Annotated in this window: 17 protein-coding genes and 1 pseudogene; 14 read left to right on the forward strand and 4 right to left on the reverse strand. The window is 74.9% G+C overall.

Annotation, left to right across the window (positions count from 1 at the left end):
• Positions 1 to 22 precede the first annotated feature (22 nt).
• From LPA42_RS33705 to LPA42_RS00755, 3 genes are read left to right on the forward strand one after another with little or no spacing between them, the layout of a single operon-like run.
• Positions 23 to 799 (forward strand): alkaline phosphatase family protein, encoded by a 777-nt coding sequence (locus tag LPA42_RS33705; RefSeq protein WP_255378752.1) that lies wholly within the window; start codon positions 23 to 25, stop codon positions 797 to 799.
• Positions 796 to 2,994: a hypothetical protein gene (locus LPA42_RS00750; protein WP_228986219.1), complete on the forward strand. Its 2,199-nt coding sequence runs from the start codon at positions 796 to 798 to the stop codon at positions 2,992 to 2,994. Before LPA42_RS33705 ends, LPA42_RS00750 begins: the two co-directional genes overlap by 4 nt.
• 59 nt (positions 2,995 to 3,053) lie before the next feature.
• Entirely contained in the window at positions 3,054 to 4,595 is a 1,542-nt protein-coding gene (locus tag LPA42_RS00755) for a right-handed parallel beta-helix repeat-containing protein (protein ID WP_077940149.1), read from the forward strand.
• Between the two features lie 70 nt (positions 4,596 to 4,665).
• On the opposite strand, the pseudogene LPA42_RS00760 reads toward LPA42_RS00755, so the two are convergent.
• Together LPA42_RS00760 and LPA42_RS00765 are read right to left on the reverse strand one after the other, a co-directional pair.
• Positions 4,666 to 6,938: pseudogene (locus tag LPA42_RS00760) on the reverse strand (ATP-binding cassette domain-containing protein).
• Positions 6,939 to 7,192: 254 nt separating this feature from the next.
• Entirely contained in the window at positions 7,193 to 8,425 is a 1,233-nt protein-coding gene (locus tag LPA42_RS00765) for a hypothetical protein (protein ID WP_228986220.1), read from the reverse strand.
• A gap of 363 nt (positions 8,426 to 8,788) precedes the next feature.
• On the opposite strand from LPA42_RS00765, the gene LPA42_RS00770 reads away from it, so the two are divergent.
• From LPA42_RS00770 to LPA42_RS00795, 6 genes are all read left to right on the forward strand, one after another.
• Positions 8,789 to 10,027 (forward strand): D-alanyl-D-alanine carboxypeptidase family protein, encoded by a 1,239-nt coding sequence (locus LPA42_RS00770; RefSeq protein ID WP_077940150.1) that lies wholly within the window; start codon positions 8,789 to 8,791, stop codon positions 10,025 to 10,027.
• A gap of 65 nt (positions 10,028 to 10,092) precedes the next feature.
• Positions 10,093 to 11,289 carry a glycosyltransferase gene (locus LPA42_RS00775; RefSeq protein WP_077940151.1) on the forward strand — a complete coding sequence of 399 codons (1,197 nt, stop codon included), beginning with the start codon at positions 10,093 to 10,095 and terminating at the stop codon, positions 11,287 to 11,289.
• Positions 11,271 to 12,029 (forward strand): polysaccharide deacetylase family protein, encoded by a 759-nt coding sequence (locus LPA42_RS00780; RefSeq protein WP_077940152.1) that lies wholly within the window; start codon positions 11,271 to 11,273, stop codon positions 12,027 to 12,029. The genes LPA42_RS00775 and LPA42_RS00780 overlap by 19 nt, the downstream gene beginning before the upstream one ends.
• Positions 12,026 to 12,916: a DMT family transporter gene (locus LPA42_RS00785; RefSeq protein WP_077940153.1), complete on the forward strand. Its 891-nt coding sequence runs from the start codon at positions 12,026 to 12,028 to the stop codon at positions 12,914 to 12,916. The genes LPA42_RS00780 and LPA42_RS00785 overlap by 4 nt, the downstream gene beginning before the upstream one ends.
• Before the next feature lie 41 nt (positions 12,917 to 12,957).
• The gene (locus LPA42_RS00790; protein WP_228986221.1) at positions 12,958 to 13,770 is read left to right on the forward strand and encodes a peptidylprolyl isomerase; all 813 of its coding nucleotides are present in this window, start codon (positions 12,958 to 12,960) and stop codon (positions 13,768 to 13,770) included.
• Between the two features lie 68 nt (positions 13,771 to 13,838).
• A complete protein-coding gene (locus tag LPA42_RS00795) occupies positions 13,839 to 14,696 on the forward strand; it encodes a M15 family metallopeptidase (RefSeq protein ID WP_096761741.1) in 858 nt (285 codons plus the stop codon).
• On the opposite strand, the gene LPA42_RS00800 is transcribed toward LPA42_RS00795, so the two are convergent.
• A complete protein-coding gene (locus LPA42_RS00800; RefSeq protein ID WP_077940154.1) occupies positions 14,688 to 15,479 on the reverse strand; it encodes an alpha/beta hydrolase family protein in 792 nt (263 codons plus the stop codon). The two genes, LPA42_RS00795 and LPA42_RS00800, sit on opposite strands and share 9 nt — an antisense overlap.
• Before the next feature lie 182 nt (positions 15,480 to 15,661).
• Between LPA42_RS00800 and LPA42_RS00805 the strand changes: the two genes are divergently transcribed.
• Positions 15,662 to 16,060 (forward strand): hypothetical protein, encoded by a 399-nt coding sequence (locus tag LPA42_RS00805; protein ID WP_077940155.1) that lies wholly within the window; start codon positions 15,662 to 15,664, stop codon positions 16,058 to 16,060.
• Positions 16,061 to 16,165: 105 nt separating this feature from the next.
• On the forward strand, positions 16,166 to 17,365 hold the full coding sequence (locus tag LPA42_RS00810) for an RtcB family protein (RefSeq protein ID WP_077940156.1): 1,200 nt from the start codon (positions 16,166 to 16,168) through the stop codon (positions 17,363 to 17,365).
• Between the two features lie 28 nt (positions 17,366 to 17,393).
• Here LPA42_RS00810 and smpB read toward each other — a convergent pair whose 3' ends face one another.
• A complete protein-coding gene (gene smpB, locus LPA42_RS00815; protein WP_043968973.1) occupies positions 17,394 to 17,882 on the reverse strand; it encodes an SsrA-binding protein SmpB in 489 nt (162 codons plus the stop codon).
• A 103-nt stretch (positions 17,883 to 17,985) separates the two neighbouring features.
• On the opposite strand from smpB, the gene LPA42_RS00820 reads away from it, so the two are divergent.
• The 3 genes from LPA42_RS00820 (at position 17,986) to LPA42_RS00830 (ending at position 19,824) form a co-directional block, all read left to right on the forward strand.
• Entirely contained in the window at positions 17,986 to 18,531 is a 546-nt protein-coding gene (locus LPA42_RS00820) for an RNA 2'-phosphotransferase (RefSeq protein ID WP_077940161.1), read from the forward strand.
• Positions 18,532 to 18,749: 218 nt separating this feature from the next.
• Positions 18,750 to 19,163, forward strand: a complete 414-nt coding sequence (locus tag LPA42_RS00825) for a hypothetical protein (protein WP_077940157.1) — start codon at positions 18,750 to 18,752, stop codon at positions 19,161 to 19,163.
• Positions 19,164 to 19,257: 94 nt separating this feature from the next.
• Entirely contained in the window at positions 19,258 to 19,824 is a 567-nt protein-coding gene (locus LPA42_RS00830; protein WP_077940158.1) for a GNAT family N-acetyltransferase, read from the forward strand.
• Positions 19,825 to 20,109: the final 285 nt, after the last annotated feature.

Here is a 20,109-nt window from a genome sequence, read left to right on the forward strand (position 1 = left end):
CCGGCGCAGGGCTGGGGGGGACATCCCCACCATCTTCGACCGGCTGGAGGCGGCCGGGATCAGCTGGAAGTTCTACGTGCAGAACTACGACCCGACGATCACCTTCCGGTCCCGGGTGGAGGAGGAGAACATCGACCGGGGCGCGCAGGTGATCTGGGTGCCCCTGCTCGCGTACGCCCGCTACGTCGACGACCCCCGGCTGTCCAGCAAGATCGTCGACCTGGACGAGTACTACACCGACGCCGCCCGGGGCGACCTGCCCGCCGTGTCCTTCATCGCCCCGGCCGGCAACAGCGAACACCCGCCCGGCAACATCGGATCCGGCCAGAACCTCGTCCGGGCGCTGCTCACCCAGCTCATGCGCTCCCCGGACTGGTCGTCCTCGGCGTTCCTGTGGTCCTACGACGACTGGGGCGGCTGGTACGACCACGTCACCCCGCCGCAGGTCGACCGCTACGGCTACGGCTTCCGCGTGCCGGCGCTGCTGGTCAGCCCGTACGCCCGCCGGGGGTACGTCGACTCGACCACCCTCGACTTCACCTCCGCCCTGAAGTTCATCGAGGTCAACTGGGGGGTGAAGCCGCTGGCCAGCCGGGACGCGAAGGCGCAGACGTTCCTGGGCGCGTTCGACTTCGCCGCGCCGCCGCGCCCCGGCGTGCTGCTCAGCGCCGAGCGGGTGCCGGTGGCGGTGCACCGTCCCGACCCCCGGCCGGTCTACGCGTCGTACGCCGTCGCGGTCGGCCTGGTCGCGGCGCTGGTCGCGGCGGCGGCGCTGCGCGGCCGGCGGAGGCACCGGTGACCGCCCGGCGGCTGCTGCCGCTGCTGCTCGGCGTGCTGGCGGTGCTGCTCCTGCCGGCCCCCGCCGTGGCCGCGCCCGCGTCCGCGCTGCCCGGCACGTTGAAGATCCAGATGGTGCCGCCGATCAAGGGGGTGGTCGTCACCGTCGACGGCAACACGGCCCGCTCCGACCCCAAGGGGCGGCTGCGCGTGCGGGTGCGCAACTTCACCGGCCTGGACCAGCGGTTCACGGTGGTGCCCACCGAGGTGAGCCCCGACCGCCGGGTGCTGCTCGACCGGTTCCGGGGCAGCCTCGACCACGGGGTGCACAGCCGCACCGTGGAGGTGGGGCTGCGCACGCAGCGTCGCGTCACGTGGCGCTACGCCGACCGCGACGGCGCGCCGGTCCCGGTCGACCGGGTGACCGAGATGCGGCTGCGCAGCAACACCGGCGAGGTGATCGAGCTGACCGGGGCGGACCTGGCCCGGCCGCTCTGGGTCGCGGAGAGCCGCACCCAGCAGGGCCCCCGGGGCCTGGCCTCCAAGCAGCTCTACTACGTGGTCGACACCGTCATGGTCGACGGCACCTCGGTGGTGAACCGGGCCGGCCACAAGTTCGTCCCGTGGGAACGCCAGGACTGGCTGATCGAGCTGCTCTTCTTCAAGGTGTCCTTCACCGCCGACGACATGTTCTTCGCCCGACGGGCCGGCGACGGCATCCGGCTCACCCGCGCCGACGGGCGCGTGCAGCGGCTGCCGTTCGCCGCCGACGGCACCGTCCTGGTGCCCGACCTGCCCCGGGGCACCTACACGGTGACCGTGCTGGGCGGCGGGGTCTCCTTCGGGCGGCCGGTGAGCATCAGCCGCGACCAGCAGGTGACGCTCAGCGTGATCAGCGCCGTCGACCTGGCCCTGGTGGTGTGCGGCGTGCTCGGGGTGGCCGTCGGCCTGGTCCTGGTGGGCCGGCCGGCGCTGCGGCGGCGACTGCGGATCCCGCTGCCCCGCCGGGCGCGCCCGGCGCACCAGCGGACCGGCCGGTGGCGGCGGCCACTGCGGCTCGGGCTCGGGTCCGTCCTGGCGGTGCTGCTGGTGGCCGCCGTCGTCGGCGTGGTCGCGTCGCGGCCCGCCCGGGCGGCGGGCGGCCCCGCGCCGGCCCCGTCCGCCGCCGCCCCGGTGCCCGTGCTCGCCCACTACTACATCTGGTTCAACCCGACCTCCTGGAACCGGGCGAAGATCGACTATCCGCAGCTCGGGCGGTACTCCAGCGACGACACCGAGATCATGCGGCGGCATGTGCGGATGGCCAAGGCGGCCGGGGTGACCGGCTTCCTGGTCTCCTGGAAGCACACCCCGCAGCTCGACGACCGGCTGGCCAGGCTGGTCGAGGTGGCCCGGGCGGAGGACTTCCGGCTCGGCATCGTCTACCAGGGGCTCGACTTCAGCCGCAAGCCCCTGCCCCTGGCCACCGTCCGCGCCGACCTCGGCCTCTTCGCCGACCGGTACGCCGCCGACCCGGTCTTCGACGTCTTCGACAAGCCGGTGGTCGTCTGGAACGGCAGCGACCGGTTCACCGCCACCGAGGTCGCCGACACCGTCCGCGCCGCACGGCAGCGGCTGCTGGTCCTCGGCGCCGCCAAGTCGACCGAGGAGGTGGCGACGTACGGCACGGCGCTCGACGGTCACGCGTACTACTGGTCGTCGGCGGACCCGGTCGGCGGCCGCACCCGGGACCGGCTGGCGGCGATGTCCCGGGCGGTGCACCTGCACGGCGGGCTGTGGATCGCCCCGGTCGCCCCCGGGTACGACGGCCGTCAACTCGGCGGGCAGCGGGAGGTGGACCGCCGCGACGGCGAGACGTTGCGGGCGTCCTTCGCCGCGGCACGGCTGTCCCAACCCGACGCGCTCGGCGTGATCAGTTGGAACGAGTTCAGCGAGAACACCCATGTCGAACCGAGCGAGCGGTTCGGCGCGAGATACCTGGAGGTGCTGGCGGAGCTGCTGGGCGTCGACATCGACCACGACGTGGCGATGGACAGCCAGCAGGAGCACGACGACCACTGGGGCCTGCCCGCCTGGGGTGCCGTGGTGGCCAGCGGCGGCGTACTCGCGCTGCTGCCGCTGTGGGTGTTCCTCCGTCGCCGGCGCTCGCCGGACGGCGCGGTGCCACCGGCGCAGCGCGGCGCCGACCACGACGTGGAGGCGCCCGTGGACAGCTGACGGGGCGGCGTCCCGACCGGGCGTCGCCCCGACCTCGTGCATATGGGGCTGGAGGAGACATGACAAGTGAACACCGGAGGACTGCGGGCCGCGTGGTGGCGGTCCTGCTGCTGGCCGGCGCGGCCCTGGCGGGGCCCGCCGCGCCGGCCGCGGCGGCGACCCTGACCCCCGTGGCCGACGCCACCGTGGATGCCGCCCGTCCGACCCGCAACGACGGCACGGCCGTCTCGCTGCGGGTCGACGGATCGCCGCGCCAGGTCGCGTACCTGCGCTTCGACGTGACCGGCGCGGGCGACGAGCCGTCGGCGGTGCTGCGGCTGTACGCCGAGACCGCGAGCAGCACCGGGCTGAGCGTGCACGGCGTCTCCGCCGACGACTGGCGGGAGGACACGCTGACCTACCAGAACGCCCCGCCGATCGGCCCCGTCGTCGCCAGCAGCGGCCCGACCGCCGCCGACACCTGGCTCTCCGTCGACGTGTCGTCGCTGGTCACCGGGGACGGGCCGGTGACCCTGGCGCTCAGCACGAGCAACGACACCGGCTTCCGGCTCACCAGCCGCGAGGGCGTCGGGTCCCGCCGGCCGCAACTGATCGTCCCCGCGCCGCCGAACCCGTCGCCATACACGATCAGCCGCGTCGGGGCCACCACCTACAGCGCCGTGTCCGAGGTGACGGGGCAGACCTGGACGGGCAGCCTCAAGAGCGTGGTGGAGAGCGCGGCGGCCGACGTGAACCGGCTCGGCGGCGGCACGATCGCGTTCACCGCCGGCACGTTCGACCTGGGCACGGAGTACTTCAAGCTGGAGGGCCTGCGCAACGTCACCTTCGCCGGGGCGGGGATGGACCTGACGCTGATCCGCAACTCCAGCTCCGCTGCGGCGGACACGGAGCCGTTCAACACCAAGGGGATGGATCGCGGGGTGGTCCGCGACCTCACCGTGTCGGCCGGTGGCCCGCCGCGCACCACCAGCGATGCCCTCGACTTCGACGACGGCAACAACATGCTGGTCGAGCGGGTGCGGGTGACCGCGTCGCGGGGGCGGGGCATCGTCTTCGACGGCAAGAACCAGACCTGGACCTCGATGGGCAACACGGTGCGCGACTGCCAGGTCAGCGGCACCGCCAGCGACGGCATCGAGCTGCTGGCCACCAGCGGGGACACCGTCACCGGCTGCGTGATCACCGACGTGGGCGGGCACGGGGTGCAGATCAACCGCTCCTCGCCGACCGCCGACCAGCCCAACAAGACCGCCGACCACAACGTCGTCAGCGGCAACCGGATCGACCAGGCCGGCCAGGACGGCATCAACGTCGACGGCGGCAACGACAACCACCTCGTCGACAACCAGGTCACCAACAGCGCCGACGACACCGCCGGCCGCGACGGCATCCGGATCACCACGGCGACGGCGGTGCCCTGCGCCGGCAACGTGGTCACCGGCAACGTGGCCACCGACTCCCAGGCCGTCAGGACCCAGCGGTACGGCCTGAACATCGCCTCCCCGGGCTGCGTGGCGACGGTCGTGGGGCCGGGCAACAACCTCACCGGCAACCTGTCCGGGGCCATCCGCGACGCCGGGACGGGGACCGTCTACCGGTAGCCCCCGCGCGCCCGCCCAGGGGCGGGTCGGGTCCACCGGGGCCGACGGCGGCGGTGGACCCGACCCGGCCTCACCGGCCGACGTACTCGCGCAGGTGGGTGGCGGTGAGCGTGTCCCCGTGGGCGACCAGGTCGGCCGGGGTGCCGGTGAACACGATCCGGCCGCCGTCGTGCCCGGCACCCGGGCCGAGGTCGACGATCCAGTCCGCGTGCGCCATCACCGCCTGGTGGTGCTCGATGACGACCACGGTGTTGCCGGCGTCGACCAGCCGGTCCAGCAGGGCCAGCAGCTTGTCGACGTCGGCCAGGTGCAGGCCGGTGGTGGGCTCGTCCAGCACGTAGGTGTGCGCCTTCTCGCCCATGTGGATGGCCAGCTTGAGCCGCTGCCGCTCGCCCCGGAGATGGTGGTCAGCGGCTGGCCGAGGCCGACGTAGCCCAGGCCGACGTCGGCCAGGCGGTCCAGCACCGACCGGGCCGGCCCGGTCGGGAAGAAGTCGCGCGCCTCGGTCACCGACATGCCGAGCACCTCGCTGATGTTCTTGCCGCGCAGCGTGTACGCGAGCACCTGCGGGGTGAACCGGCGACCCTCGCACTCCTCGCACACCGAGGCGACCCCGGCCATCATCGCGAGGTCGGTGTAGACGACGCCGATGCCCCGGCACTTCGGGCAGGCGCCCTCGGAGTTGGCGCTGAACAGGGCCGGCCTGACCTTGTTGGCCCTGGCGAAGGCGGCCCGGACCGGGTCGAGCAGGCCGGTGTAGGTGGCCGGGTTGCTGCGCCGGGAGCCGCGGATGGGGGACTGGTCGACGACGACCACCCCCTCCCGGCGGGGCAGCGAGCCGTGGATCAGCGAACTCTTGCCGGAGCCGGCCACGCCGGTGACGACGGTCAGCACGCCGAGCGGCAGGTCGACGTCGACGTCGCGCAGGTTGTGCAGGTCGGCGCCGCGGATCGGCAGGTGCCCGGTGGGCGTGCGGACGTGCTCCCGCAGGCGCGCCCGGTGGTCGAGGTGCCGGCCGGTCAGGCAGTCGGCGCGACGTAGGCCGGCGACGTCCCCGGCGTAGCAGATCCGGCCGCCGTCCGGGCCGGCCCCCGGGCCGAGGTCGACCACGTGGTCGGCGATCGCGATCGTCTCCGGCTTGTGCTCGACCACCAGGACCGTGTTGCCCTTGTCGCGCAGGCGCAGCAGCAGGCCGTTCATCCGGGCGATGTCGTGCGGGTGCAGCCCGACCGTAGGCTCGTCGAAGACGTACGTGACGTCGGTGAGGCTGGACCCGAGGTGCCGGACCATCTTGACCCGCTGGGCCTCACCGCCGGAGAGGCTGCCCGACTCGCGGTCGAGGCTGAGGTAGCCCAGGCCGATCTCGACCAGCGAGTCGAGCAGCTCCCGCAGGTTGCCCACCAGCGGCGCCACCGACGGGTCGTCGATGCCGCGCACGAACGCGGCGAGGTCGCTGATCTGCATCGCGCTGCACTCGGCGATGTTGCGGCCGGCGATCCGCGCGGACAGGGCGGCCCGGTTGAGCCGGGTGCCGGCGCAGTCGCCGCAGGTCGCGAACGTCACCGCCCGCTCGACGAACGCCTTGATGTGCGGCTGCGTCGGCTCCTTGTCCTTGCTCAGGTAGAGCCGGCGGACCTTCACCGCCAAGCCCTCGTAGGTGATGGTGTGGTTGCCGACCTTCATCTTGGTGGCCGGCTTGTGCAGGAAGTCCTGCCACTGCTGCGCGGTGAAGTCCTGGAGCTTGACGTCGGGGTCGAACAGGCCGGAGCCGACGATCGTCTGCCAGTACCAGGAGTCGACCGCGAAGTTCGGCACGGTGATCGCCCCGTCGTTGAGCGAGCGCTCCACGTCGACGAGCTGGTCGACGGCGAGGTCGGAGACCCGGCCGAGCCCCTCGCAGGTGGGGCACATCCCCTCGGCGAGGTTGAAGCTGAACGCGCCGGCCGGGCCGACGTGCGGCTGCCCCAGCCGGCTGAAGACGATGCGCAGCATCGCGTACGCGTCGGTCGCGGTGCCGACGGTCGACCGCGAGTTCGCCCCCATCCGCTCCTGGTCGACGACGATCGCGGCGCTGAGGTTGCGCAGCGAGTCGACGTCGGGCCGGGACAGGCTGGGCATGAACGACTGGAGGAAGGCGCTGTACGTCTCGTTGATCATCCGCTGCGACTCGGCGGCGATGGTGCCGAAGACGAGCGAGGACTTCCCCGAGCCGGAGACGCCCGTGAAGACGGTCAGGCGGCGCTTGGGGATGTCCACCGAGACGGCGGCGAGGTTGTTCTCCCGGGCGCCGCGTACCTCGATCATGTCGTGGCTGTCGGCGATGGACCGTGCTGGCTGCGTCATGCGAACCCTTCACGCGAGCGACGGGCGGGGCGACTCCGACCGGCGGTCGCCCCGGGGCCTTGTCGCTTCAATTGTCTCATTCGACCGTCCGTGAAGACTTTTCTCGACGCTGTTCCCGCTCGGCAGCTTTTGAGGGTGGAAAAGTCTCAAAGCGCAGACATCCCGCCGGGAGGCCCGGCACCCGGCGGACGCGGCGGGCCCCGCCCGGTGGGGGTCCACCGGGCGGGGCCCGCGGAAGTGCGCCTGCCCGTCGGTCAGTTCAGGCCGCAGGTGGCCAGGTCCAGACGCGGGTCGGGGCGCTGGCCGGTGACCCGGCCGATGTCGGTGGCGATCCGGTTGAGCACCGCCACCCGCTTGTCCTTCAGCGGGCCGAGGATGGCGTTGTTGACGAAGTTCGGACCGCCCTCCGGGCGGACCGCGAGCTGGGCGAGGCGGGCGTTGGCCTCGGCGATCTGCTGGTCGAGCTGGTTCAGCTCGCTCTGCACCTGGCCGGCGGCGGCAGCGGGCACGGCGCCGACCTGGTTGCGCACGTTCGGGCAGTTCACCGTCTGCGCCACGCCGACGTTGCCGCCGTTGTTGCCGTTGCCGGCGTTACCGCCGTTGTTGCCCGCGTTGTTGCCGGCCCCCGCGTTACCGCCGTTGTTGCCCGCGTTGCCGTTGCCCGCGTTGTTGCCGCCGGCCGCGTTGTTGCCGCCGGCCGCGTTGCCCGCCCCGGCGGCGTTGAGGCCGCAGGTGGCGAGGCTGGACAGGTCGGGGCGCTGCCCGCCGGCCCGCGCGATGTTGAGCGCGATCCGGTCGAGCACGGCGATCCGCTTGCTCTTCAGCGGGCCGAGGATGGCGTTGTTGACGAAGTTCGGGCCCCCCTCGGGCTTCACGGCGAGCTGGGCGAGTCGGGCGTTCGCGGCGGCGATCTCCCGGTCCAGGTTCGCCAGCTCCTGCTGGACCCCCGCCGTCGCGCCGGCCGGCACGGCGGGCAGTTGGCCGCGCACGTCCGGGCAGTTCACGGTCTGCGCGCCACCGGCCGCGACCGCGCCGTTGTTGCCGGAGTTGCCGGCGTTGCCGTTGTTGGCGCCCGCGTTGGCCGGGGCCGCGCCGTTGCGCAGCGTGCAGGTGGCGAGCTGGTCGAGGCCGGCGGGGGCGGTGCCGCCGACCCGGGTGATGTTCAGCCGGATCCGGTCGAGCACGGCCCGGCGCTTGCCGGCGATGTCGTTGAGCTGGCCGGACGCGGCCCCCGGCTCGCGGGCCAGCCGGGCGTTGACGTTGGCGATCTGGGTCTCCAGGTTGCGCAGCTCCTGGTCCACCCCCGCCTTCGCGGCCGCCGGCACCGCGCCCAGCTTGTCGGCCACGGTCGGACAGGTGACCGACACCGCCGTCGCCGTGTTCTCGCCGGCGGACGCCAGCGACAGCCCGGCACCGAGCACCAGTGCCGCGAAGGCACCGACCCCGCCGAGCTTCAGGACGGCATTCTTTCGCGTGCGCCTGACCATGCACCTCTCCTTGTCCTGACCGCCGCAGCGTCCGGCGTCAATTCCCGAACGCGTCGCCGGCGGTGTGCCGTGACGATTGAAAGAAACCGGAGACCGGCCGGTGGGAACGGCGTCACGCCCGTTCCCGGAATGGTTCCGGACGGTTCCACGGACAAGCGGACACGTCGTGACCGCCCCGGCATGGCGATCGTGGACGACCCGTTTTCCTTCGCCGGTGAGTACGGATCTTCGGCGGCGATCGTTCAACCCTTTCCCCGGCGAATTTTCGGCACCCGCCGGCCCGCCCGCGTCGAACGCGAGAACACCCCGCCTCCGGCGCGCGTCCGCCGGACAGCGACCGGCCGCACCGTTAGGGTGCAGGGCATGAGAGCACCGGTGCTGGCCCTCGCCGCCGCCGTCGTCCTCGGCACGTCCGGGGCGCCCGCGCCGGTCCACGCCGACCCGAGCGGCCGGGCCGCCGCGCCCGCGGCCCCGGTGCCCTGCCCCAGGGCGCAGGCACCGCGGGTGGAGCGCTCCCCACGGCCCACGCCCCCGCCGTCGGTGCCGCTGCACCAGACGGTGGGCGGCCCGGCACTGGCGACCCCGGCCCTCGTCGTGCCGGTCGACGCGCCCGCGCCACCGGCGGTCACCGCCACCTCCTGGCTGGTCGCCGACCTGGACACCGGGGCGGTGCTCGGCGGCTGCGGCCCACACGAGTACGCCACGCCGGCCAGCGTGCAGAAGCTCCTGCTGACCGCCACCGCGCTGCCGAAGCTCGACCCGAAGCGGGTCGTCACGGTGACCCACGAGGACCTGGACATCGCCCCCGGCAGCTCGGCGGTGGGCCTGCTGGAGGGCGGCCGCTACACCGTCGAGACCGTCTTCCTGGGGCTGCTGCTGCAGTCGGGCAACGAGGCAGCGAACGTGCTGGCCCGGTTGATCGCCGGCCCCGACGGCGCGGCCGGCGGGGTGCGGGCGATGAATGCGGAGGCCCGCCGCCTCGGCGCCCTGCAGACCCACGCGGTGACCCCGTCCGGCCTGGACGGGCCCGGCCAGTTCACCAGCGCCTACGACCTGGCGCTGATCGCCCGGGTCTGCTTCGCCGATCCCACCTTCCGCCGGTACGCGCTGACCGAGCAGGCCCGGATTCCCGACCAGCCCGCGCTGCGTCAGAAGGGCTTCCAGATCCAGAACGAGAACCAGCTCATCTACCGCTACCCGGGCGCGCTCGGCGGCAAGACCGGCTTCACCGACTACGCCCGGCACACCTACGTGGGCGCGGCGCAGCGCGGCGGCCGGCGGCTCGTGGTCACCCTGCTCGGCGCCGAGCCCCAGCCGATGCGCGGCTGGGAGCAGGGTGCCACGCTGCTGGACTGGGGTTTCTCGCTGCCCCGCGACGCCTCGGTGGGCCGCCTCGTCGCGCCGGGGGAGACGGCCGCAAACGGTGCCCCCGTGGCGTCCCCGACGGTCGGCGCGGCGATCACCCCCGAGCCCCGCGCGGTGGCCGCCCACCGGGTCGCCCCGCGGGGCTGGGCGGCGTCCTGGCCGTTCGTCGCCGCGGCCGCCGCGCTGGTCGGCCTGCTCGCCGCCGTTCTCCTGCACCGCCGCCGACGCCGGGCCTGACGCTCCCGCGCCGACCCGGGACGCCGGACGGGAGTCAAGCCCCGCCGAACGGGTAAGCGCGCGCGGTGAACGCGCAGCACCGGGGAACGATCGTCGTCGTGTCGGCGGACGTGGGGGCCGGGCACGACTCGGCCGCCGCCGAGCTGACCCGTCGGCTCGCCGACCGGGGCTTCGCGGTGCACCGGGTGAACTTCCTCGACCTCCTGCCCCGCCCGGCGCGGTGGATGTTCCGCGAGGCGTACCGGGGCGTGCTGCGCTGGGCGCCGTGGGGATACGACGCGCTGTTCACCATCACCGGCCGGTCCCGGCTCGTGGTGGCCGTCCTGCGGGGCGCGCTCGCGCCGCTGCGCGGGCGCGCCCGGCGGGCCGTACCGTCCGGCACCCGCGCGGTCGTCACCACGTATCCGTTCGCGAACCAGCTCCTGGGCCCGCTGCGCCGCAGCGGGCTGCTCCCCGTCCCACTGGTCACCTACGTCACCGACTTCGTCGTGCACCCCACCTGGGTCGCGCCCGGCGTCGACATCTACTGCACCCTGCGGCACGCCCGGCACGACGCGTCGGGAGCCGCCGGGTCGCTCGACGTGCGCACGGTCGCCCCACTGGTCTCGGTCGACTTCCCGGCGGCGACGGGGACGAGTCGCCGCGCGGCGCGGCGGCGCTTCGGGCTGCCGGAGCGGGAACGGCTCGTGCTGATCGTGGCCGGTGCGTGGGGGACGGGCGACATCGAGGCGACCGTCGCCGACGTGGCCGCGGCCGACGGAGTGCGCACCGTGGTCGTCTGCGGCCGCAACGCCACCCTGCGCCAGCGGCTGCGGGGGCTCACCCCGCACGTCCTCGGCTGGGTCGACGACATGCCCACGCTGATGCGGGCCGTGGACGTGGTGGTGGAGAACGCGGGCGGGCTGACCTGCCAGGAGGCGCTGAGCTGCGGGGTGCCGGTGATCACCTACCGCCCCCTGCCGGGACACGGCCGGGCCAACGCCACGGTCCTCGCCGCCGCCGGGCTGACCCGCTGGGCCCCGTCCGCCGAGCAGCTGCGGCGGGCGGTGGCCGCGCTGGCCGCGTCGCAGCCGCCGGACCCCGACGGGTGGACGGGCGGCTGGGCGGACCCCGCCGGCCTGGTCGCCGACGAGGTGGGGCGGCAGGCCGGCGCCGGCTGCGCCGCGTACCGCAGGAGGAGGGCCGTGCTCGACGCGGTGGACGAGGCGGTCGGCGTGCTGGCCACGGTGCTGCCCTCGATCCGGTGGACGGGCGGGCGGTGACCGCGCCGCGCGGGCCGCGCCGGCCCGCCCTCGCGCTGGCCGGTGCCGCGGCGGTCGCGCTCGCCGCCCACCTCGGCCCCACGACCACCGCCGTGGGGCCGGTGCGCCGCCGGCTCTTCCCCCGACTCGGCGGCGCGGGCCGGCCCGGACGGATCGCCCTGACCTTCGACGACGGGCCCGACCCCGAGTCCACCCCCCGGTTCCTCGACGCGCTCGCCGAGCATCGGACGCGGGCCACGTTCTTCGTGCTGGGCACGATGCTCGTGCGGTCGCCCTGGCTGGCGGCGGACCTCGTCGCCGCCGGGCACGAGGTCGCCGTGCACGGCTGGGACCACCGCAACCTGCTGGGCCGGTGCCCGCTGGCCACCTACCGGGACCTGGCCCGGGCCCGGGCACTGGTCGAGGCCACCACCGGCCGGGCCCCACGCTTCTTCCGCCCACCGTACGGGGTGCTGACCGGCCCGGCGCTGCTGGCGAGCGTGCGGCTCGGGCTGACGCCCGTGCTGTGGGCCCGCTGGGGCCGCGACTGGACGGCGTCGGCGACCCCCGACTCGGTCTTCGACACCGTCACCGCCCGGCTGGCCGGCGGCGACACCGTCCTGCTGCACGACGCGGACTGCGCCGCGGCCCCCGGCGCGTGGCGGGCCACCCTCGCCGCCCTGCCCCGGCTGCTGGCGGAGTGCCGCCGCCGGGGCTGGACCGTGGGCCCGCTCGGCGAGCACCGGGTGCCGGGGCCATGACCCTGGCGGTGGCGTGCGCCCTGGGCGCCGCGTTCTGCTTCGCGGTGTCCACGACCATGCACCAGCGGGCCGCGAAGCGCCAGCGGCGGCACCACCCGCTCGACCCCCGGCTGCTGCTGCGGCTGCTGCGCACGCGCCTGTGGCGGCTCGGCTGGGCACCCGACGTCGCCGGCGTCGGCCTGCAGGCGGTGGCGCTGCGGTTCGGGCCGCTGGCGCTCGTCCAGCCGCTGATGGCCAGCGGCCTGTTCATGGCGATCCTGATCGAGGCCGGCTGGAACCGGCGCCGGGCGGGGGCGCGGGACCTGCTCGGCGCGACGGTGGGCCTGGTCGGCCTGGCGGCATTCCTGACGGCCGCCGAGCCGCAGGCGGGCATCCCGGCGCCGACGGCGGGCGCCTGGTGGCGGGTGGCGCTGGGCGTGGGCGGGGTCGTCGCGGTCGCGCTGGCGCTGTCGGCGCTGGTCACCGGGGCGGCCCGGGGCGCGCTGCTCGGCTTCGCCGCCGGCACCCTGTACGGCGTCGCCGCGGCCCTGGTCAAGGCGCTGACCGGCGGCTTCCACGGCGATCTGCGCGCCCTCGTGGTCGACCCGCTGCTGCCCGCCTCGGCCGTGGTCGCCCTGACCGGGCTGGTGATCAACCAGAGCGCCTTCCAGAGCGGCCGGATCGCCGCTCCGCTCACCGCGCTCACCCTCGCCGACCCGGTGGTGAGCGTGGTGCTCGGGGTGACCGCGTTCCGGGAGACGATCACCCTGGGCGGGCCCCGGGTCGCCGTGCTGGCCCTGGCGGTGGTGGCCATCGTGGTCGGGGTCTGGCTCGCCGGCACCGCCTCGCCGCCGTCGCCGGAGTCCCGGCGCGTGTCGCCGTCGACAGGAGGGCGACCCGATCCATAGACTGCGATCTTTCTGGAGTCACGAGCCCAGGAGGACGCCACGTGTCGAGGTCATCCCGCCGGCAGCCGGTCCCGCCGCCCCCGGCCCGTCCCCGCCGGCCACGGGCGTTGCCCCGGCTCGCCGGGGTCGCGCTGCTCGCCACGGGCCTGGTCGGCGGCAGCGCCGCCGTCGCCGTCGCCGCGCCGCGGTCGGCCACCGGGGGAGCCGTCGCCGAGGCACCGCCGCAGACGACCCCCGGGCCGTGCGCGTACACCGAGACCCCCGACGAGCCGCCGGCCCGGCCCGTCCCGCTGCCGCCCGACCCCCGCCGGACGCCCGACCACGGCACCGTGCGGGTCACGCTGCGCACCAACCACGGCCCGATCGGGCTGACCCTCGACCGCGAGCAGGCCCCCTGCACCGTGCAGAGCTTCCTGCACCTGGCCCGGCACCGGTTCTACGACCGCACGCCGTGCCACCGGCTCACCGCGTACCCGACGCTGAGCGTGCTGCAGTGCGGCGACCCGTCGGGCACCGGCGAGGGCGGGCCGGGCTACCGGTACGCCGACGAGCTGCCCACCGACCTGCCGCCCGCGCCGACGGACCCGACGGGTGAGCGCCGCGTCTACGCCCGGGGCCTGCTCGCCATGGCCAACGCCGGCCCCGACACCAACGGCAGCCAGTTCTTCCTGGTGTACGCGGACTCGGCGCTGCGCCCGAACTACACCGTCTTCGGCGAGGTGGACGCCGCCGGCCTGGCCACCCTGGACCGGATCGCCGCCGGCGGGATCGCCCCCACGCCCGAGGACCCGGCCCCGGTCGACGGCGCGCCCGCGCTGCCGGTGGAGATCCGTCGGGCGGTGCGCGGGCGCTGACCCCCGCGCCGGGCGCGGATCCGGCAGGTTGCCGCGAACCGGGCGTAGCTGCTGCTAGAACGGTGGGTATGGGGCGGCGGCGCGGGGCGGATCGGTCCATCCGGTCCCGCCGCGCCGCCGTGCCGGCCGTGGTCGTCGTGGCGGTCGCCGCGCTGCTGCCCGGCTGCCCCGCGCCGCAGCGCCCGGAGCCGACCCCGTCCGCCCCGGTCACCCCGACGGCCACCGAGCCACGCGCCCCGGCCGGGTTCGTCGACCTGTCCGACGTGGACCCGACCGTCGTCACCGACATCCGGTACGCGACCGCCCACAACTTCGTCGGCCGGCCGATCGCCGGCTACCGGGAGCCGCTGTGCCTGCTCACCCGGCCCGCCGCCGAGGCGCTGCGCCGGGTGCAGCAGGCCGCCCGCGCCACCGGCCGCCGGCTGAAGGTGTACGACTGCTACCGGCCCCAACGCGCCGTCGACGACTTCGTCGCCTGGGCGGGGCGGCCCGGCGAGCAGCAGACGAAGGCCGAGTTCTACCCCGACGTGGCCAAGTCGCGGCTGTTCGCCGACGGCTACCTCGGCGCGCCCACCGCACACAGCCGGGGCAGCACGGTCGACGTGACGCTCGTGCCCGACCCGCCGCCCGAGCAGCCCTCGTACGCGCCCGACGCGCCGCTGGTCGCGTGCACCGCCCCGGCGGGGGAGCGCTTCGCGGACAACAGCGTCGACATGGGCACCGGCTTCGACTGCTTCGACCCGCGCGCCCACACCGCCGACCGCCGGATCACCGGCGTCGCCCGGGACAACCGGGAGCTGCTGGTGCGGCTGATGGCCGATGCCGGCTTCACCAACTATCCGCGCGAGTGGTGGCACTACCGGTACGCCGACGAGCCGTACCCCGACACGTACTTCGACTTCCCGGTGGCCCGCTCGTCACTGTGACCGGGTGACGGGGGCGCGCAGCGGCAGCCAGGCCAGCACGTCGGAGATCTTCGTGTCCCAGTACGCCCAGTCATGGTCGCCGGGGGAGAAGTCCACGGTCAGCGGCACGCCCCGCCGCCGGGCCGTCTCGACGAACCGGGTGTTGTCGTCGAACAGGAAGTCCTCGGTGCCGCAGGCGACGTAGAGGGCCGGCAGGTCGTCGCCGGCGCGTTCCAGCAGCGCCACCGTGTCGTCGTCGCTGCCGGGCACCGTGCGGTCGCCGAAGACGGTGCGCCACACCGCCGGGTCCATCGGGTGGGTGGAGTGGTCCTGCCGGTGGGCGACGTTCAGCGCCCCCGACAGGCTCGCCGCCGCCGCGAACCGCCCCGGCTCGCGCAGCGCCCACTTGACCGCGCCGTATCCGCCCATCGACAGGCCGGCGACGAAGGTGTCCTCCCGCCGGTCGGACAGCCGGAAGAACGAGCGGCAGACCTCGGGCAGCTCCTCGCTGAGGAACGTCCAGTACCGGTTGCCGTTCTCCTCGTCGGTGTAGAAGCTCCGTCCCACCTGCGGCATCACCACGGCCAGGCCGAGCGGCGCGACGTACCGCTCGATGGAGGTGCGCCGGGTCCAGATCGTGTCGTCGTCGCTGAGGCCGTGCAGCAGATACAGCACGGGCGGGTCGCCGGCCGGCGCGCCGCCGGCCAGCCCGATCCCGGCACCGGCCGGGTCCGGCAGGAGCACCGTCATCGAGGAGCCCATGCCCAGCGCCTCGGAGTGGAAGTTGCACCGGATCAATGCCATGGGCGTGGATGCTACGCGCCGGAAGGCCGCGGCGACGCGGGCGGAGCCCGCCGGCCGGGGCGGGACCTTGGTCCGGTCGGCGCAGGAATTTCGTCCCGAGTCGTCCGCGAGGGTAGCTGCCGGGTTTACCAGGCTGTAACGTCCGCGCTGCTGGATCCGTCACAGAGAAGTGGGAGTCAGTGGTGACCGACGTGTCGACGGCGCTGGGTGTGCGCCTCTACCCCGACCTGGTCGAGCTGGGCGGGCTCGCGTCCGCGCTGGCCCTGGCCGCGACCCGGTGCCAGGCCGACGTGGGCCGCATCAGCGCCCCCGAGCAGGGGCGGGGCCGGTTCACGTGCGCCGAGCTGCGCTCCGAACGGGGCGCCATCTGCGTGGGCCTGGGCTCGCAGGCCCGCTACTTCATGGTCGACATCTCGGGCGCGGACGGCAGCCGGGCCGACGGCGACACCACCGACCTGGACCAGGTCGTGCGGATCGCCGACGCCTGGCGCGGCGGGGCGAGCCTCGGCGAGCTGCGGGCCCGCTTCCCGTTCCTCGACCACGTCTCCGAGCCGGTCGCCGAGCACCCGACCCACGCCTGACGCCGGGGCGTCGGTCGCCGATTATCCGTTGCCGGTCGTCCCGCCCCCGGCCTACCTTTCCTCATCCGACGGGGAGAGACTCCTCGTCCGACGAGGAGAGACACGATGGCCTTCACCCCGCTGCACGGCACCCGCGCGCCCGTCCGGGTCTGGACCGACCCGTACGCGATCGAGCCGCAGGCCGCCCGGCAGTTGCGCAACATCGGCGCGCTGCCGTGGGTCGAGGGCGTCGCCGTCATGCCCGACGTCCACTTCGGCAAGGGCGCGACCGTCGGCTCGGTGATCGCGATGCGGCAGGCGGTCTCCCCGGCCGCCGTCGGCGTGGACATCGGCTGCGGCATGTCGGCCGTGCGCACCTCGCTGACCGCCGCCGACCTGCCCGACGACCTCGCCGGGCTGCGCTCGGCGATCGAGGCCGCGATCCCGGTGGGCTTCGCCAGGCACGACGACCCGGTCGACCCGCGCCGGGTGCGGGGGCTGGAGCAGCGCGGCTGGGCCGACTTCTGGGCGCGCTTCGCCACCCTGGACGAGCGGGTGGCCCCGCTGGAGGGCCGCGCCCGGCAGCAGCTGGGCACCCTCGGCGGCGGCAACCACTTCATCGAGGTCTGCCTCGAGTCCGGCGGGCCCGACGCCGGCCGGGTCTGGCTGATGCTGCACTCCGGCTCCCGCAACATCGGCAAGGAGCTGGCGGAGCGGCACATGGGCGTCGCGCGGCGGCTGCCGCACAACGCCGGGCTGCCCGACCGGGACCTCGCGGTGTTCCTCGCCGGCACCCCCGAGATGGCGGCGTACCGGCGGGACCTGTGGTGGGCACAGGAGTACGCCCGGCGCAACCGCGCGCTGATGCTGGCCCTGCTCTGCGGCGTGGTCCGCGACGCGGTCGGTCACGTCGGCTTCGACGAGCCGATCAGCTGCCACCACAACTATGTCGCCGAGGAGACCTACGACGGGGTGGACGTGCTGGTCACCCGCAAGGGCGCGATCCGGGCCGGCGCGGGTGACCTGGGCATCATCCCCGGGTCGATGGGCACCGGGTCGTACATCGTGCGCGGCAGGGGCAACCCCGACGCGTACTGTTCCGCCTCGCACGGGGCGGGACGGCGGATGTCGCGCGGGCAGGCGAAGCGGACGTACAGCACCGCCGACCTGGCGGCGCAGACCGCCGGGGTGGAGTGCCGCAAGGACGCCGGGGTGGTCGACGAGATCCCGGCCGCGTACAAGGACATCACGCAGGTGATGGCGCAGCAGGAGGACCTGGTCGAGGTCGTCGCCCACCTCAGGCAGGTGGTCTGCGTGAAGGGCTGACCGGGCTCGCCGCCGGGGGCCGTCGTGCCTACCGGCGGCGAGCTTGGGCGCCCTTGAGGCGGCGGCCCAGCTCCCGGGCGATCTCGCGCTTGGCGTCGCGCTCCGCGAGCGCCTGCCGCTTGTCGTACGACCGCCGGCCCCGGGCCAGCCCCAGCTCCACCTTCGCCCAGCCGTTGGAGAAGTACAGCGACAGCGGCACGAGCGTCAGCCCGCCCTCGCGTACCCGGTCGAGGATCCGGTCGATCTCGATGCGGCGCAGCAGCAGCTTGCGGGTGCGCCGGGGCTGGTGGTTGGTCCAGCTGCCGAAGCCGTACTCGGCGATGTGCAGGCCGTGCAGCATCAGCTCGCCGTCGTGCTCCTGGGCGAAGGCGTCGACCAGGGACACGTACCCGGCGCGCAGCGACTTCACCTCGGTGCCGGCGAGCACCAGCCCCGCCTCGTACGTCTTGAGGATGTCGTAGTCGTGGCGGGCCTTCTTGTTCGACGCGACGAGGGTGCGTCCGGTCTCCCTGGGCACGGTCGGCCTCCCGCTGCTGGTTGCGCCCCGACGGCGAGAGGCTAGCAGCCGCCCGCCCGGTAATCGGGTGGAGCCGCGCGACGGCGGCGACCACAATGCCGCCATGGACCACCGCACCATGGTCAAGTTGAGCAAGCGGATGTCGAAGGCGCTGCGGCACGAGCCGTACCGCCTCGGCCTCGCACCGGACGGGGCCGGCTGGGTGCCGGTCGACGACCTCCTCGCCGCCCTGCGGGTGGGGCGGCCCGACCTCGACGCGGTCGTGGCCGGCAACGACAAGCAGCGCTTCGCGGTCGAACGCGGCCCCGACGGGGTCGAGCGGATCCGCGCCAACCAGGGCCACTCGATCCCCGTCGAGCTGGGACTGCCGGCGGTCGAGCCGCCCCCGCTGCTCTACCACGGCACCGCCGCCGCCGTCCTCGACTCGATCCGGGCCACCGGGCTGCACCGGGGCGGCCGGCACCACGTACACCTGTCGGCCGACGTCGAGACGGCCCGCCGGGTCGGCGCCCGACGCGGCGGGCCGGTCGTGGTGCTCACCGTGGACGCGGCGGCGATGGTCCGCGACGGGTACGCGTTCCACCGCAGCGCCAACGGCGTGTGGCTGACCGACGCGGTCCCGGCCCGGTACCTGAGCCCGGGCGGGTAGGGGCACCCCGCAGACCCCGGCGCGCCATCGAAACTCGCCCGTCCGCCGGGCAAGATCGTCGCGCGGTGGGTGACCTGCGGCTCGACGGACCTGTACGACGAGTCGACCGTCGCCGAGCGGTGCCGCCGGTGGGTCGACATCCTCGTCCGGGCGGCCGGGCAGCCCTTGACCGGCCACCGTGGACGGTTCTTGTCATACCCCGGTCGCAGTATGGAGTCATGGCTGCTCCCGCACTGGCTCACGAGCCCACCCCGCCGCGTGTCCTGTCGCTGCGCGAGACCCGCACCCGGCTGACCCAACTCGTCGCGATGGCCGAGCTGACCGACACGGTCACCCTGGTCACCCGCGACGGCGACCCCCGCCCGATCGCCGCGATCGTGCCCGCCTCCGCCGCCCGCAGCGCGGCCCAGGCGCGGGCCGACGCCGACCGGCTCGCCACGGTGACGGCGGGCTGGGCCCGCCGCCTGGAGGAGTCGCACCGGCAGAGCAGCCGTCGGCACGCCGCCGAGCTGCGGGCCGTCACCGAGGCGCTCGCCGAGGTCTGGGCCGAGCTCGACCGCCGGGTCGCCCCTGGCAGCGACCCGGCGCTGGCCCGGCTCCGCGCCGCCCACGCCGACCTGCTGCGCGACTGACCCGCTGGTCCGGCCGCTCCGGGTGGGCCGGGTGCGGCCGCGCGCCCGGGTATGGTCTGCTGGACCGGTCCGCTCCGCGCCCCCGGGAGGTTCGGTGTTCGCTCGCCCCCTGACCGCCGACGCCGAGCTGCGTCCGCTGGAGCCGTGGCGCGCCGAGGAGTTCCTCGGCCACCTCGACCGGGCCCGGGAACACATCGCGCCCTGGGTGGGACGGTCGTTCGTGGCCACCGACCTCGCGTCCGCGCGGGCCGTCCTGCAACGGTACGCCGACGCGGGGGCCCGCGACGCCGGCGGGATCTGGGGCATCTGGCTCACGGGGCCGGTCCCGCAGCAACCGACGCTGGTCGGCGGGGTCATGTTCGTCTCGTTCGACACCGCCCTCGGTGTGTGCGAGGCGGGCTGCTGGCTGGAGCCGGCCGCGCAGGGGCGGGGCCTGATCACCCGCGCCGCCGGTCTGATCGTCGACTGGGCGGTGCGGGAGCGGGGCATCCACCGGGTCGAGTGGCGGACGAACCCGCGCAACGCCCGCAGCATCGCCGTCGCCCGCCGCCTGGGCATGCGCCGCGACGGCACGCTGCGCCAGGCGGTCCCCGGGCCGGGCGGGCGCGTCGACATCGACATCTGGTCGGTCCTCGCCGACGAGTGGCGGCGGCCGGCCTGACGGCCTGACGGGGTTGCCCGGCGGCCCGGCCGCGCCCGTCGACGGCCCGGAGCCCGCCCGTCGACGGCCCGGAGCCCGCCCGTCGACGGCCCGGAGCGCACGTCAACGGCCTGGTCACGCCCGTCGACGGCCTTCAAGCGCCCATCGGCGGGATCGGCCGCGCCCGTTGACGGGCCGGGGCGCGGCCGGGCTGCTTCGGGGGCGTGGCGGCTTCCCGACAGCCACGGGCCGGCGGGGCCGGCGGCTGGCGGTCGCGCCCGGGGCATCGGCCCTGTTCAGTGCCAC

The sequence above is a fragment of the Micromonospora sp. DH13 genome, from assembly GCF_020873825.1.
GTDB classification, from domain to species: Bacteria; Actinomycetota; Actinomycetes; order Mycobacteriales; family Micromonosporaceae; genus Micromonospora; species Micromonospora haikouensis.